The following is a 12,806-nucleotide window of genomic DNA, read 5'->3' on the forward strand; positions in this document are numbered from 1 at the left end:
AAAACATGAATTACATAATTGTGGAACTTAACCGGGAGCTCTCATATGAAAACGCTTGTCGCATTCCTGCTCGGCACTGCGCTCGTCGCCCTGCCTTCGACCTTGCTTGCTGAGGAAAAGGGCGGCGTCATCAATGTCGCGACGATCGGCGAGCCGCCGACGCTCGATCCGATGTCGTCGACGGCCGATCTCGTCGGCATCGTCACGCAGCATATTTTCGAAACGCTCTACACCTTCGACAAGAGCTGGAACGTGACGCCGCTTCTGGCCGAAAGCCTGCCCGAGATCAGCGCCGACGGCAAAACCTATACGATCAAGCTCAGGGCCGGCATCAAGTTCCACGACAATAGCGACATGACGTCCGAGGATGTCGTCGCCTCGCTGAACCGCTGGATGAAGATCGCCTCGCGCGGCAAGCAGGTGGCGGGCTTCATCGACAAGATCGCGGCTGCCGATCCGGCGACCGTGACCATCACGCTGAAGCAGCCCTATGCGCCGCTGACCTCGCTGCTCGCCTTCAACAATTCGGCGGCGATCATCATCCCGTCGGAAAAGCAGGACGAGCCGATGAAGGAGTTCATCGGCACCGGCCCCTATATGCTGAAGGAGCGCAAGGCCGACCAATATATCCAGCTCGTCCGCTTCGACGGATACGTCTCGCGCGAAGGCGACAGCAATGGTTATGGCGGCGCCCGCCGTCAGTATCTCGACGAAATCCGCTTCGTGCCGGTGCCGGATCCGAATACCCGCGTCGAGGCCGCCGTTTCCGGCCAGTACGATTATGTCGATTCGATCCCGGTCGAATCCTACGACAAGCTGAAGGCCTCGACCGCCTCGCAGCCGGTCATGCTCAAGCCCTTCGGTTATCCAGTTTTCGTCTTCAACACGAAGGAAGGTGTTGCCGGGAATGTCGAGGTTCGCAAGGCGATCCGCCAGGCGCTCAGCATGGAAGACATGCTGGCCGCCGCCTTCGGCAGCACGGATTTCTATGCGCTCGACGGCGCCATCTATCCGAAGACCTTTTCCTGGTCGACCGATGCCGGCGCCGAAGGCGCCTACAATGTCGCCGATCCGGAAGGGGCGGCGGCTGCCGCCAAGAAGGCCGGATACAATGGCGAGCCGATCCGCATCCTGACCAGCCGCCAGTACGAATTCCATTACAAGATGGCGCAGGTCGCCGCCGAATATCTGAAGCTTGCCGGCTTCACCGTCGATATGCAGGTGGTGGATTGGGCGACGCTGACGCAGCGCCGTACCGATCCGAAGCTCTGGGATATCTACATCACCCACAGCCCGTTCCTGCCGGAGCCGGCGCTGATCGGCTCGCTCTCGACCAGCTCGCCCGGCTGGTGGGATACGCCGGCCCGCAAGGCCGCCGTCGATGCCTTCACCTCCGAAGTCGATCCGAAGAAGCGTGTCGCACTCTGGGCCGATGTCCAGAAGGCCGTTTATGCCGATGCGCCCTTCATGAAGATCGGCGATTTCAACGCGGTTTCGGCGAAATCGGTCAAGCTCGAAGGCGTCGATCCGGCTCCGTGGCCGTATTTCTGGAACGCTTCGATCAAGAAGTGATGGAGTGATTTCGGTGGCCGCCAGTTGCTCCCTCATTCCTGTGGTTGTCACAGGAATCCAGCCACGGCGCTTCTGCGCCGTGATTGACCCTTATCCGATCAAAGAGTCTTTCGCGCCCAAGGACTTGGGCGCGCTGGATTCCTGTGACAAGCACAGGAATGAGGGAAGGTGGATGCTGCGCGAACCAAGCCGAGGAGCAAAGTTCGGATGATCCGCTACATCCTCCAGCGCCTGTTCGGCATGATCGTCGTGATGTTTCTCGTCGTCACGATCGTCTTCGTCATCGTGCGGGTGACGCCGGGGGATCCGGCCGCGGTCATGCTCGGGCCGGATGCGACGCCGCAGGATATTGCCGATCTGAGAAGCAGGCTCGGCCTCGATCAGTCGCTCGGCCTGCAATATGTCTATTATATCGGCCAGCTGCTGAAGGGCGATCTCGGCCAGTCGATCTTCCTCAACATGCCGGTCACGTCGGCTCTGCTCGACCGCGCCGAGCCGACCTTTTTCCTGACGCTGTTTTCCCTTGCCATCGCCAGCATCATTGCGCTGCCGATCGGTATCTATGCCGCCTATCGGCGCGGCTCCTTCGTCGACCAGGCGGCAACGACGCTGGCCATGTTTGCCGCCAGCATTCCAAGCTTCTGGCTTGGTCTCATCCTGATGCAGTTCTTCGCCGTCAGGCTCAATCTCTTCCCTGTTTCGGGCTATGGCGGCCCCGGCTCGACCTTTGCCGACCGCATGTATCATCTGACACTGCCGGCCTTTGCGCTCGGTATCGTCTCTTCGGCGCTGATCCTGCGCTTCACCCGCGCCTCGATGCTCGATGTGCTCGGCGATGATTATATCCGTACGGCCCGCGCCAAGGGGCTGATCGAGCGCAAGGTCATCCTCAAGCACGCGCTGAAGAACGCGTTGATCCCGATCCTGACGGTGCTCGGCCTGACGGCGGCCGTATTGATGTCCGGCGCCGTCGTCACCGAGACCGTCTTCGGTCTGCCGGGCGTCGGCAATCTCGTCGTCTCGGCGGTGCTGCGCCGCGACTATCCCGTCATCCAGGGGGCGCTGCTCGTCATCGCCGCCCTCTACGTGCTGATCAATTTTGCGATCGACATGCTCTATCTGCTGGTCGATCCGAGGGTGCGCTACTGATGGCCGATATTGCAATCAAGCCCGCCGAGAGCGAGGGCAGCAAATTCCTCCGCCGCCTGCTGAAGCGCAAGACGGTGGCCTTCGGTCTGCTGATCCTGGCGATCTTCGTGCTGCTGGCGGTCTTTGCGCCTGTCGTCGCGCCCTATTCGCCCTCCAAGCTTTCGATCGTCAACCGGTTGAAGCCGCCGGGCGGCACCTTCTTCTTCGGCACCGACGAGTTCGGCCGCGACGTCTTCTCGCGCACGATCTTTGCCGGCCGCCTGTCGCTGCTCGTTGGTGCGGCGGTCGTCAGCCTGTCGGCGGTGATCGGCGTGACGCTCGGCCTGCTTGCCGGCTTTTTCCAGAAGCTCGACACGCCGATTGCCCGGCTGATCGACGCGATGATGGCGTTCCCGGATATTCTGCTGGCGATCGCCCTTGTCGCCGCCCTCGGCCCGTCATTGACGACGGTCATCATCGCGCTGTCGATCGTTTATTCCCCGCGTCTTGCCCGCATCGTCCGCGCGTCGACGCTGGTTATTCGCGAGCTGCCCTATGTCGAGGCAGCCAAGGCGCTCGGCATTTCCACCTTCCACATCATGACCCGGCATGTGCTGCGCAATCTGCTGTCGCCGATCCTGGTGCAGGCCACCTTCCTCTTCGCCAGCGCGATGCTGGCCGAAGCCGGCCTCTCCTTCCTCGGCCTCGGCGTCAGCCCGGAGATCCCGACCTGGGGAACAATGATCGCCGCCGGCCGGCAATATATCGGCCAGGCCGACTGGATGACGCTGTTTCCCGGTGTCGCCATCATCCTCTCGGTGCTGTCGTTGCAGATGGTCGGCGATGGCCTGAGGGACATGCTCGATCCAAGACTTCGCAAGGACCTTTAATCCGCCGACCTAAATCGGCCAATCCAAAACCAAATTCGCCAATCCAAATTCGCATGACAGGAGTTTGCGTGAATCAATTTCCCAACGCCGCCGGCAAGGTCGAGAACTCGCCTTACCAACGGTTAGCCGCCCTCGGCATCAAGCTGCCGCCGCCGCCGCCGCCGATCGCCAATTTCGTGACGCATGTGGTGGAGGGCAATATGCTCTACCTCTCCGGCCAGGGGCCGCGCGAGGCCGACGGCTTTCTGCATGCGGGCAAGGTCGGCGGCGGCGTCGGTGTCGAGGAGGCCTATCGGCATGCGCGGTTGACCGGCATCAACCTGCTCGCCGTCATGCAGGAGGCGCTCGGCGATCTCTCCCGCGTCAAACGGGTGGTCAAGCTGCTCGGCATGGTCAATGCCGTGCCTGAGTTCGAAGATCATCCGAGCGTCATCAACGGCTGCTCGGATCTGCTGATCGCGGTCTTCGGCGCGGCCGGCGAACATGCCCGCTCGGCCGTCGGTTTCGGCTCGCTGCCCGGCAACATCACCGTCGAGATCGAGGCGATCGTCGCCTTGAATGGCTGACGAGAGCTTGCATATTTGGAGCAACGTCCACCCATGGCCCGTTCCTCGCCCCAGACTTCCGGAGACCTTCATGCCCAATGATATCAGACCTTCGCTCGGCCTTCGCCCCGTCATCAACGTATCCGGCACGATGACCAGCCTCGGCGCCTCGATCGTCGTGCCGGAGGCGATCGAAGCGATGGCATCGATCCTGCCACATTTCGTCGAGATCAACGACCTGCAGCGCAAGGCAAGCAGCGTCATCGCCCGGCTGACCGGCGGCGAAGCCGGCTTCGTCACCGCCTCCTGCTCTGCCGGCATCTCGCTGGCGGTCGCAGGCGCCATCACCGGCGACAATCTGCTGGCGATCGAGAAGCTGCCGGATGTGGTGCCTGAGAAGAACGAGGTACTGGTGCAGATGGGCCATGTGGTGAGCTACGGCGCCCCGGTCGATCAGGCGATCCGGCTTGGTGGCGGCAAGGTGGTGCTTGTCGGGCAGGCGACCTCGACCCATCGTTTCCACATGGAAAAGGCCATAAGCGAGAAGACCGCCGCCGCCGTCTATGTCGTCTCCCACCATGTCGTCGATTACGGCCTTTTGAACCTGAAGGAATTCGTCGAGATCGCCCATGCCAGGGGCGTGCCTGTGATCGTCGATGCGGCCTCGGAATATGATCTGAGAATTTTCCTGGAGCAGGGGGCCGATATCGCGCTCTATTCCGGCCATAAATTCCTCGGCGGCCCGACCTCGGGCATCGTTGCGGGCCGCAAGGAACTGGTGCGCCATGCCTTCCTGCAGAATATGGGCGTCGGCCGCGGCATGAAGGTCGGCAAGGAGAGCATCTTCGGCGTCATGGCGGCGCTCGAGGCCTGGGAGCGCCGCGACCATGCCGGCATCCGCGAACGCGAGACCGGCTATCTCAATCTGTGGAAACGCACGCTCGACGGCCGCCCCGGCGTCATCGCATTGATCGAGCCCGACCCGACCAACAATCCGCTCGACCGGTTGCGCCTGATCGTCGATCCCGAACAGGCGCATATCACCGCCTGGGATCTCGCCGATGCGCTGGCCAAGGGCAGCCCGCCGATCATTGTCCGGGATCACGAGGTGGAGCATCGCTATTTCTATCTCGACCCCTGCAACATGCATCCGGGCCAGGAGGTCATCGTCGCAAACCGCCTGGTCGAGGAACTCGACAAGGCGCGCGCTTCCAACGAGATCATCGCAACCCCGATCGAAAACCGCAGCCGGCACCGCTTCGACGGCTTGCTGCGCTGGCCGGACTGATCCGCCGTTCTCATTCGCCGCAAGAGGAGCCGACATGGGCAGCGTCCAAGCACAATCGATCGAGACCGCCATCCCCGTTCTTTCCGTCGAGGGGCTGACGACGTCCTTTCTGGTCGACGGCGCCTGGAAGCCTGTGGTGCGCGACGTTTCCTTCACCGTGGCGCCCGGCGAAACCGTGGCGATCGTCGGCGAATCCGGTTCGGGCAAGAGCGTCACGTCGCTGTCGATCATGCGGCTGCTGGAGGCGGAGGTGAGCCGCATCGAGGGCCGCGTCATGCTCGGCGGGCGCGACCTGCTGGCCTTGCCGGAACAGGCCATGCGGCAGGTGCGCGGCAACGAGGTGGCGATGATCTTCCAGGAGCCGATGACCTCGCTCAATCCGCTCTTCACCATCGGCGATCAGATTTCCGAAGCGCTGCTCTGCCATTCCGATATCAGCAGGGCGGACGCCAGGGCCGAGACGATCAGGCTCTTGGAAAAGGTCCGTATCCCCTCTGCCGCCTCGCGCTTCGACGAATATCCGCATCGTTTCTCCGGCGGCATGCGCCAGCGGGTGATGATCGCGATGGCGCTCGCCAGCCGGCCGAAACTCCTGATCGCCGACGAGCCGACGACGGCGCTCGACGTGACGATCCAGGGTCAGATCCTCGATCTCATCAAGATGCTGCAGGAAGAGGAGGGGAGCTCCGTACTCTTCATCACCCACGACATGGGCGTCGTCGCCGAGATCGCCGACAGGACGGTGGTGATGTATCGCGGCGAACAGGTCGAGAGCGGCCCCACCGCCGATATTTTTCACCGCGGCAAACATCCTTACACCAGGGCGCTGCTGTCGGCCGTGCCGGTGCTCGGTTCGATGCAGGGCCGGCAGCGGCCGCTGCGCTTTCCCGTGGTCAATACGACGACGGGGAAATCGAACATACCGGCAGAGGCCGCCGATACCGTCGCCGCGAGGCCGGTGCTTGAGGTCAAGAACCTCACCAAGCGCTTCGACATTCATTCCGGCCTGTTCGGCCGGCTGACCAGCCGGGTGCATGCGGTCGAAAACGTCTCCTTCGATCTTCATGCCGGCGAAACCCTGTCGCTCGTCGGTGAATCCGGCTGCGGCAAATCGACGACGGGCCGCGCCATCATGCGCCTCATCGAGCCGCAGGCGGGTTCCGTTCTCGTCGAGGGCAGGGAGGTGCTCGGCCTCGACAGGAAGGATTTGCGCGAGATGCGCAAATCCGTGCAGATGATCTTCCAGGATCCGTTCGCCAGCCTCAATCCGCGCATGAAGGTGGGCGCCGCGATCGCCGAGCCCTATCTCGAGCACAGGATGGGCAATTCGAAACAGGCGAGGGACGTTGTCGCCGACCTGCTGGTCAAGGTCGGCCTCTCCCCCGAGATGGCGTCGCGTTACCCGCATGAATTTTCCGGCGGCCAGCGCCAGCGCATCTGCATCGCCCGGGCGCTCGCCCTGCAGCCGAAGGTCATCGTCGCCGACGAAAGCGTGTCGGCGCTCGATGTTTCGATCAAGGCACAGGTCATCAATCTGATGCTGGACCTGCAGCAGAGCCTCAACCTCGCCTTCCTGTTCATTTCGCACGACATGGCGGTCGTCGAGCGCGTCAGCCACCGCGTGGCGGTGATGTATCTCGGCGAGATCGTCGAGATCGGCCCGCGCGCCGCCGTCTTCGAAAATCCGCAGCACTCCTATACGAAGAAACTCATCGCCGCCGTGCCGGTGCCGGATCCGGATCGGCGCCACGAAAAACGCATGGTGGCGAATGACGAAATCAAGAGCCCGATGCGTGGCGTGGACTATAATCCTCCAAGCGCCACCTATCGCGAGGTGGGGCCGGGGCATCTGGTCATGGACGGACGCTAGGCCCAAGCCCGGCTGACCATTGGCAGTTGCCTAACCGGTCCGTGGCGCATAAAGCAGATGCAGAAACAAATGCTTGGAAGTGCGGCCCGATGAACAAGACAGATTATTTTTCGAAGCTCGGCGGTTTGCCGCCGCAGACCCACCTGCTTTCCGGCAGGGCCGTCTTCACCACGGCTTACGCGGTCATCCCGCGCGGCGTCATGAGCGATATCGTCACCAGCCTCCTGCCGCATTGGGAGGGAACGCGGGCATGGGTTCTCTCCCGTCCTCTCTCCGGCTTCTCCGAAACCTTCTCGCAATATGTGATGGAGGTTCAGCCGGGCGGCGGAAGCGACCGGCCGGAGCCGGACAAGCGGGCCGAAGCGGTGCTCTTCGTCGTCGAGGGCGGCATGACGGTGGAGCTCGAAGGTGTCAGCCATACGCTGCGCGCCGGCTCCTTCGTCTATATTCCCGCCGGTTCGGCCTGGCGTCTGAAGAACGACGGCTCGGCCCCAGCGATCTTCCACTGGGTCAGAAAGGCCTTTCAGGAGGTCGAGGGGCTGGAGCCGCCGCCGGCGATCGTCACCCATGAGGACGACCATCCGATCCGCGCCATGCCCGATACCGACGGCCGTTGGGGCACGACCCGCTTCATCGACCCCGCCGATGTGCGCTACGACATGCACGTCAATATCGTCACGCTGGAGCCGGGCGCGGTGATCCCCTTCATGGAAACCCATGTGATGGAGCACGGGCTCTATGTGCTTGAGGGCAAGGCGGTCTATCGCCTCAACCAGGACTGGGTCGAGGTCGAGGCCGGCGATTTCATGTGGTTGCGCGCCTTCTGCCCGCAGGCCTGCTACGCCGGCGGCCCCGGCCGCTTCCGCTACCTCCTCTACAAGGATGTCAACCGGCATATGAAGCTCTGGTAGCATCGGTGCCGTTCGCTCTGGGAGCGAATGGGACTACTCCCGGGCCTCTTTTCGCTGATCCGTGAGAGGGAGAGGCATATCAAATCGGCCGTCAGTAGAGAGACGGTCGCTGTTGCACCCAATCATCGCGCGGCCATGATACGATGGATTCCGTAACGTTTGACCAGCGTCGGTTTGGCCCTGAGCCCAAAGCGAAGGAAGAACCGGCAGCCGGTCAAGCGAGCGGATAGAATTCGCCCGCGATCCGAGTCGAGCTCCAGACAGCGGCGACGTTCAGTCATGCCGATCTGTCAAACTCGCGCGTGCCGACAGGAAGCTGTTCTTTTCCACGAAAAGTAACTCACCAAGTGTCTGTTCAGGCGCCGGTGGGCGACTTGACTATAACGGCTGAACGGACCCCCTGTATCAGTTTGCGATTTTTTCGAACTCCGCGGATGATTTCGAGGGCAGTGGTGTTTTTCCGAAGTGCCGGCTGAGTTCGATAGAAAGGGCGGCGGGCGAGGTCATTCCGTCGCGATAAAGCTTGAACAGCAGTCTGACGGCGATGTTGTAATGTTTCGGATCTGCGAGGCTACTTGTGGAATCGTATCCGGCGTCGTCGAGGACGCCTTGGAATACAGTCAGGTCAGAGCTCCGCACGGAGATGTTGAGATTGGAAGACATGCTGTCCTTCTTCAATTTGGGGCGAAGGGACAACCGACCTCCACGCAGCAGCGCCCGGAGAAACAGCTACTGAAGACCCATCGTGGGCCAAATCTGCTGGAAAACTAAATATTCGGATGAGCAGGAAGCGGTCTGTCTTGTGCGTTCGAATGTGGCTCGAGCATTTCAAAAACCAGACGCTTCGTTGCCTCTGCCGTCGCCGCCCATAAGCGTCGCCGTCAGGTTTTTCGAAGCGTTCCAGGCCTGCAGAACGGAGCGCGTTTTTGATCCACATCCTGAACTGCCTTGCCAGACGCCCACCTGTGATCGTTAAACCTGCATATGTGCCCGTGATGGTTTTAATTTTTTTCTTTGTTGCCGATCGAACACAGGCATTTTGCCCGTTCTAGTTTAAGGAGGTGGAAAAGATTTGGAGATAATGAATGCAGGAACTTCATTCCGCCTTTGCTTCGTGCACCTCCCGTTTGTCGATCTGCGCTGCCGTATTCATCGGAGGCTCATTCCTGGCGCCGGCGATGGCGTTTGCCGATTGCGTCACCTTTGGGGGTGTCATCAGCTGCGACACGACTGCTCCCAATCCTTATACAACCACGGTCGGCGCCGGCAATTCTGCTGCTGGAGACAACATCACCGTGAATGTTGGAGCCGGTGCGCAGATTGCAGTCGGCGACATGAATGGTATCAGCCTGCGCAACGGCGCGGTGATCACCATTTCCGGTGGGGGCCTTGTTAGCGCGACGGCAGTCTCCACCCTTGGCAATTACAACACGGGTGGGAACGCCATTGAGGTCAACAACAATGGTACGGTGACGATTGAGCAGGGGGGCAGCTACTTGCCCTCGGGTCGCAGAACAGTGCGGAAGCCGTAAATTTCCAGGGCACCGGCAATGTGCTTACCAACAATGGCCTAATCGATGCGAACAATGCTGTCGCTATCTGGTCGCAGAACACGTCCGGCCTGAACACGGTCATCAACAATGAAACCGGAATTATCGAAGCGGGCAACGGAACAACCAGCACCGTCATCGGTGGATCGGGCGCCGGAGCGCTCGACTTCACCAACAAAGGCATAATTCGAGGCAGTATCAATCTAGCCAATGGCAATGATATCTTGCGTCTCTATACCGGATCGAGTGTCACTGGCAATTTTACCGGCGGCGGCGGGACTGATGCGATCTTCCTCAGCGGCGATGGGCAATCGTCCATGGCCGGCAACTTCACCGGGTTTGAAAGCCTCGTTAAAAACGATCTCGGAAGGTGGACGCTGACAGGTACCATTACCGGCGTCACCGTCGCTACGGTTCAGAACGGCACGCTTGTCCTGACGGGGACGAACAGCAACTATACCGGGCAGGTTATCATCGATCCTGCCGGCATATTGGAAGCGCGTGCGCAGGCTCTCCCGACGCAGCTTGTTCCCGCAAACAATATCGCCAACATCACCAATAACGGCCTTGTCCGGTTTACTCAGCCCGATAATGGCACCTATGTCGGTCAGATCGTCGGAACCGGTGCCGTCGAAAAGACCGGAGCGGGCACCCTTACGCTCGATCCCTCGGTCGCGGCGGGCAATACCTATTCCGGAGGAACCTTTATCAATGGCGGCGTTGTCGCGGTCGGCGCCGACAATGCGCTGGGTGCTTCGACGGGCGGTGTCAGTTTCAATGGCGGCACCTTGCAACTCAACAGCAGTTTCGACTTATCGGCCAGTCGCGCAGTGACTTTGAATGTCGGGGGCGGCACGATTAATACACAGGCCTTCGATTCGACCTTGGCACAGGGTATAACCGGGCCCGGCGGACTTACGAAGACGGGATCAGGGTCTCTGGTCCTGACGGGCAACAGCGATTATGCTGGTGGTACCGTGATCTCAGCAGGCACCCTCCAGCTTGGAAACGGCGGAACGAGCGGCTCGATCTCTGGCAATGTGTTGAACAACAGTCTCCTCGCGTTCAACCGCTCGGACGCTTTTTTAGTGCCCGGGATTATTTCCGGTTCGGGTGCCGTGGAACAGAACGGTTCGGGCACCACGGTCCTCGCCGGCAACAATACCTACACTGGCGGAACCACCATCAACGCCGGGACACTGCAGCTCGGCAATGGCGGCACGTCGGGCTCTATTGTCGGAGATGTTGCCAACGACGGTTCACTTGCATTCAATCGCTCGGACAGCATGAATTTCGACGGCGTGATATCCGGCTTGGGTAACGTCAGGCAGATCGGCGGAGGAACGACAATTCTGACCGCACAGAATACGTATTCAGGTGCAACGACGGTCGAGGCTGGAACGCTCGCGGCTGGGACCACGAACGCCTTTAGCTCCACTTCGTCGACTTCTGTGCTTGCTGGCGGGACCCTCGATGCGGCCGGATTCGATCAGACCCTTAGCGTGCTCACCAATGCCGGATCGGTCATTGTGGGAGGCGCCCCGGGAGCAACACTGACTGTCAGCGGTAACTACGTGGGCGCGGGTGGCACTTTACGATTGAATACGGCGCTGGGCGATGACGCGTCAACGACCGACCGGCTTGTCGTTGCGGGTAACACGTCAGGATTGACGACGCTTGTCGTGAACAATGTTGGCGGCAAGGGAGCGCTGACTGTGGAAGGGATACGGGTGATCGATGTTGCTGGCTCTTCCGCCGGCAGCTTTGCCCTTGACGGAGACTATCTCTTTCAGGGCGAAGAAGCCGTTGTCGGCGGCGCCTATGCCTACCGCCTATACAAGAATGGCATCGCAACGCCAAACGATGGTGATTGGTATCTGCGTTCCGCTTTAGGCGATGCGGCTGACGCCGCATCATCGCCGCTCTACCAACCCGGTGTTCCCGTTTATGAGGCCTACGCGCAGACATTGCTAGGCCTGAACGGGCTGCCAACGCTGCAACAGCGTCTTGGGAACCGCTATTGGTCAGGAGCTGGCAACGGAACGCTGTCCCAGGGTGACGGCCCTGGAACGATCGAGCCGGCCCCGCAGCCGTCTGAGGGCGGACCGACCCTCGTCGAGGAAGGCGGCGTGTGGGCACGCGTCGAAGGCGCACATCAAAGCTTTGACCCGAGAACGTCAACGAGTTCCGCTGATTACGATTTGGATACATGGAAGTTCCAAGGCGGCTTGGATAAGCAGCTTTACGAAAGCGGCAGCGGCACACTCATGGGAGGCATCACGGCTCAGTACGGCAAAGCGTCCGCAGATGTGTCCTCCGTCTTCGGCGATGGCACGGTCAATACCGACGGCTATGGCGTTGGCGCTACGCTGACCTGGTATGGCCAGAATGGTTTCTATCTTGACGGGCAGGCGCAGGCGACATGGTATGATAGTGACCTGTCTTCCGACTTCCTGGGTGGGCTCTCGAGAGGGAATGGCGGTTTCGGCTACGCCTTCAGCTTGGAAACCGGTGAAAGATTTGCGTTGAACCAGAGCTGGACGCTTACCCCGCAAGCTCAGCTCGCATATTCCAATGTCGATTTTGATAACTTCACGGATCCCTTCGGTGCCAATGTTTCTCTCGGGAGAGGCGAAAGCCTGAAGGGCCGTCTTGGACTTTCGGCGGATTATGAAAATACTTGGGAGGGCGCTTCAGGAACGACGACCCGCGCGCTTCTTTATGGCATTGCCAATCTTTATTACGAGTTCCTTGACGGGACGGAGGTTGGCGTATCAGGCGTGGGCTTTGCCAACGAGAGCGACCGCACCTGGGGTGGTATCGGCGCGGGCGGCAGCTATAACTGGAATGACGACAAATATTCCCTGTATGGCGAGGTTTCCATCAACACCAGCCTGTCCAACTTCGCGGACAGCTACAGCCTCACTGGGACTGCCGGGTTCCGGGTGAAGTTCTAAGGACATGTCCCGACGGAACTGTGAACCTGACGGCCACGGATCTATGGTGAAACCGCCCATCGGTGGTTAAGCCCCAGCGTTTTTTGTCCACAGGT

Annotated in this window: 10 protein-coding genes; 9 read left to right on the forward strand and 1 reads right to left on the reverse strand. The window is 60.8% G+C overall.

The genetic code is table 11. From position 1 onward, the window contains the following. Positions 1–45 precede the first annotated feature (45 nt). The 7 genes from N2597_RS30095 (at position 46) to N2597_RS30125 (ending at position 8,204) form a co-directional block, all read left to right on the forward strand. Entirely contained in the window at positions 46–1,572 is a 1,527-nt protein-coding gene (locus tag N2597_RS30095; protein WP_183598106.1) for an ABC transporter substrate-binding protein, read from the forward strand. A 207-nt stretch (positions 1,573–1,779) separates the two neighbouring features. Next, entirely contained in the window at positions 1,780–2,721 is a 942-nt protein-coding gene (locus N2597_RS30100) for an ABC transporter permease (RefSeq protein WP_179363856.1), read from the forward strand. Then, a complete protein-coding gene (locus tag N2597_RS30105; protein WP_096763545.1) occupies positions 2,721–3,590 on the forward strand; it encodes an ABC transporter permease in 870 nt (289 codons plus the stop codon). The genes N2597_RS30100 and N2597_RS30105 overlap by 1 nt, the downstream gene beginning before the upstream one ends. 53 nt (positions 3,591–3,643) lie before the next feature. Then, positions 3,644–4,156 (forward strand): RidA family protein, encoded by a 513-nt coding sequence (locus N2597_RS30110; RefSeq protein ID WP_037144659.1) that lies wholly within the window; start codon positions 3,644–3,646, stop codon positions 4,154–4,156. A 70-nt stretch (positions 4,157–4,226) separates the two neighbouring features. Next, on the forward strand, positions 4,227–5,423 hold the full coding sequence (locus tag N2597_RS30115; protein ID WP_096763546.1) for an aminotransferase class V-fold PLP-dependent enzyme: 1,197 nt from the start codon (positions 4,227–4,229) through the stop codon (positions 5,421–5,423). Positions 5,424–5,457: 34 nt separating this feature from the next. Next, positions 5,458–7,293 carry an ABC transporter ATP-binding protein gene (locus N2597_RS30120; protein WP_183598108.1) on the forward strand — a complete coding sequence of 612 codons (1,836 nt, stop codon included), beginning with the start codon at positions 5,458–5,460 and terminating at the stop codon, positions 7,291–7,293. Positions 7,294–7,382: 89 nt separating this feature from the next. Beyond that, positions 7,383–8,204 carry a bifunctional allantoicase/(S)-ureidoglycine aminohydrolase gene (locus N2597_RS30125; protein WP_096771384.1) on the forward strand — a complete coding sequence of 274 codons (822 nt, stop codon included), beginning with the start codon at positions 7,383–7,385 and terminating at the stop codon, positions 8,202–8,204. A 405-nt stretch (positions 8,205–8,609) separates the two neighbouring features. Here the strand turns inward: N2597_RS30125 and N2597_RS30130 are convergent, their stop codons facing one another. Then, positions 8,610–8,867 (reverse strand): hypothetical protein, encoded by a 258-nt coding sequence (locus N2597_RS30130; RefSeq protein ID WP_225881399.1) that lies wholly within the window; start codon positions 8,865–8,867, stop codon positions 8,610–8,612. A 422-nt stretch (positions 8,868–9,289) separates the two neighbouring features. On the opposite strand from N2597_RS30130, the gene N2597_RS30135 reads away from it, so the two are divergent. Both N2597_RS30135 and N2597_RS30140 read left to right on the forward strand, forming a co-directional pair. Continuing rightward, positions 9,290–9,736 carry a hypothetical protein gene (locus tag N2597_RS30135; RefSeq protein WP_183598110.1) on the forward strand — a complete coding sequence of 149 codons (447 nt, stop codon included), beginning with the start codon at positions 9,290–9,292 and terminating at the stop codon, positions 9,734–9,736. Between the two features lie 20 nt (positions 9,737–9,756). After that, the gene (locus N2597_RS30140; protein ID WP_183598112.1) at positions 9,757–12,711 is read left to right on the forward strand and encodes an autotransporter family protein; all 2,955 of its coding nucleotides are present in this window, start codon (positions 9,757–9,759) and stop codon (positions 12,709–12,711) included. Positions 12,712–12,806: the final 95 nt, after the last annotated feature.

The sequence above is a fragment of the Rhizobium sophoriradicis genome (assembly GCF_025200795.1).
Lineage (GTDB): Bacteria > Pseudomonadota > Alphaproteobacteria > Rhizobiales > Rhizobiaceae > Rhizobium > Rhizobium sophoriradicis.

What these genes read in the sequence shown, in the direction of transcription:
- N2597_RS30095 (WP_183598106.1), top strand. Translation starts at nt 46, where the DNA reads ATGAAAACGCTTGTCGCATTCCTGCTCGGCACTGCGCTCGTCGCCCTG.
- N2597_RS30100 (WP_179363856.1), top strand. Translation starts at nt 1,780, where the DNA reads ATGATCCGCTACATCCTCCAGCGCCTGTTCGGCATGATCGTCGTGATG.
- N2597_RS30105 (WP_096763545.1), top strand. Translation starts at nt 2,721, where the DNA reads ATGGCCGATATTGCAATCAAGCCCGCCGAGAGCGAGGGCAGCAAATTC.
- N2597_RS30110 (WP_037144659.1), top strand. Translation starts at nt 3,644, where the DNA reads ATGACAGGAGTTTGCGTGAATCAATTTCCCAACGCCGCCGGCAAGGTC.
- N2597_RS30115 (WP_096763546.1), top strand. Translation starts at nt 4,227, where the DNA reads ATGCCCAATGATATCAGACCTTCGCTCGGCCTTCGCCCCGTCATCAAC.
- N2597_RS30120 (WP_183598108.1), top strand. Translation starts at nt 5,458, where the DNA reads ATGGGCAGCGTCCAAGCACAATCGATCGAGACCGCCATCCCCGTTCTT.
- N2597_RS30125 (WP_096771384.1), top strand. Translation starts at nt 7,383, where the DNA reads ATGAACAAGACAGATTATTTTTCGAAGCTCGGCGGTTTGCCGCCGCAG.
- N2597_RS30130 (WP_225881399.1), bottom strand. Translation starts at nt 8,867, where the DNA reads ATGTCTTCCAATCTCAACATCTCCGTGCGGAGCTCTGACCTGACTGTA.
- N2597_RS30135 (WP_183598110.1), top strand. Translation starts at nt 9,290, where the DNA reads ATGCAGGAACTTCATTCCGCCTTTGCTTCGTGCACCTCCCGTTTGTCG.